The sequence below is a fragment of the Bacillus sp. JJ1773 genome (assembly GCF_036962035.1).
Lineage (GTDB): Bacteria > Bacillota > Bacilli > Bacillales > Cytobacillaceae > Cytobacillus.
In genome coordinates this window covers 1-2,171 of sequence record NZ_JBALNX010000161.1, presented here as the reverse complement: position 1 = coordinate 2,171, position 2,171 = coordinate 1, and the positions used below count along the sequence as shown (strand labels likewise).

At 28.0% G+C, this 2,171-nt stretch carries 2 protein-coding genes; both read right to left on the bottom strand.

The window, feature by feature from the left end:
• A partial coding sequence (locus tag V7127_RS25810) for a hypothetical protein (RefSeq protein ID WP_335491134.1) occupies nucleotides 1-596 on the bottom strand: 596 nt, incomplete at its 3' end.
• A 164-nt stretch (nucleotides 597-760) separates the two neighbouring features.
• The coding region (locus V7127_RS25805; protein WP_335491132.1) for a hypothetical protein at nucleotides 761-2,171 on the bottom strand (1,411 nt) is incomplete at its 5' end.

Below are 2,171 nucleotides of genomic sequence, written 5' to 3'. Positions count from 1 at the left end.
AAATCAAATAGAATATTAGAATTTTCATTCTTTTTATTTAAAATTAACCAATTAATTATTTTTTCATGAATAATTTCAGGATTTCTGTATTTATTCCATTTATTAAAATTAGCTACGCTAACACCTGTTATTAAAGAAAATCCACAACAACATTGAAATGAATAATCGTTTGTTAGGGTATATGGTATTTTTCTATTACAGTTTTTACATAGATGAATTAACCCTCTTTCATGATAAGGGCATTCATTAAATATTAGAAATTGATGGAATAAGCTATGATGGTGACCAGAAGAAATACACTCTTCACAAAAAACCAAATAGTTTCTAAAATATTTAGTAGGATTCCCTGGTAAAATTATTGCTAACTGTTTTATTAAGGAATCCTGTCTTTCTTTTAATCTTATACCAATAAGATCGAATATCTTTTTATCATCGATATGCTCTAATGTATATAAGTCTCTGTGAGCGGTTCTTATACTATTTTGAGAGTATATTGATTCCTCTTTACTGATTAATCTTATTAATTCGTTTGAATTTATTGAATTAGCATATTTAATTTTTTCAAGTATTCCCCACGTGGATTCAAAACCCTGCACCCAATCAAGGTTCCAAGTAATTATTTTTCGTTTAAAAGTTTCTATACTAACACCCCTATTCAGTTTTTACTATTATGTTCATTCTCAAAAAAATTTAGTATAAAAACAAAAAAATAGTCAGCTATTTTAGCTAACTACTAAGGTTATTAGTTCTATTTAGATTTCTATGATCTTCCATTTTTTATTACCTCTTGCATCGGAGATTTTTTCTTGTATTGTGTTTTAGGAACTCTTCTCTTTTTAACAGAATTATTTGGGCAAGAAATATTTAAATCATTACAAAAGAAATCAATTGAATGTTGATTGTCTAAATACATTTTATATTTGTTAGAAAAAGTTGTAGAGGGTTCTACTATGACTTTGGCAACGAAATCAAAAGATTGTAAATAATTATCGTTATCATTATTCACACGATGATTAGCTGCTATTATCAAGTTCCGTTTAAAGTCAGCTAAGATAAGTTCTGCTACAAACCGTAAAACCATCCAATTAAGTGCAACTCGTTTTGAATCAAATTCATCTAGTTGGTTAATATCCTCTATAATATTATTAATTAAACGTTTACCATTCCATAAGGGAAATTTGTATCTGCTATAATGGTTACGGAAAAATGGTGTTGTTCCATAGTTGTCAACATCTTCAATGCTACGAAAATCTTGTAATCTTTGTCTCCAATGTGAATAAGCAATTGCAAAAGAGCATTTTTCTTCATCACTCAATTCCCCATTATATCTTGTATACTGTTTAATACACGGGATATGTTTTTTTAGGATACCATTCCGCAAATGTCTTGCTATAGAATTAAATATTTGATTGCACTGATAATCTAACTCACCTCTAGCTGGCTTCTTTAGAAGTGGATTATTCCAATACTCTAATCTTAACCTTTTTTTAAGTTTGAATATTTGTTTTTTACTTTCACTATTTATTAACTGTTTTGTAGTAATAATGGGAGTAGAATTATTAAGGAATGAAAATAAATCTGACAAACTAATATTAAAATTCTCTTCTTGATAATCATTTCCCATGCTTAATTCTTCAAGAATAATTATGTTAATTAATCGTTCTCTATAGCTCATGCTACTATAAAACCATTTAGTAAGATCTTTATCTTTAAATGTTTTAATCATGTTTTGTTCTATTCTTCTATTTACTTGAGCAAACATATAACCACACGTACAAACAAAATGTGATTGGAACAAGGAATCGTCAAATATATATGGAATGCTCCTTTGACAACTTGGGCATTGGTTCATGAGAGGTATTAGATGAAAGGGGCATTTTTGAATGAAATAAAATTGATGTAATGTAGAATGGTATTGATTATTGATACAAATTGGACAGAATGTAAATTTATATCTCATAAAATGAAAACTTAATGAATTATCTTTAGTATATCGACTATCAGTTATAGGCCTTAATAATCTTTCTAGTAGCTGTTCATTTTCTATTGTTAGTGGCCAATTTAAAACACTGTTTATACTTTCCTTATCAAATCCGCTTAACGTGTACAATGACTTATGTATATTACCTATGGGGCCTTTGGTGTTTCTTATATTTATAATCCCATAATTC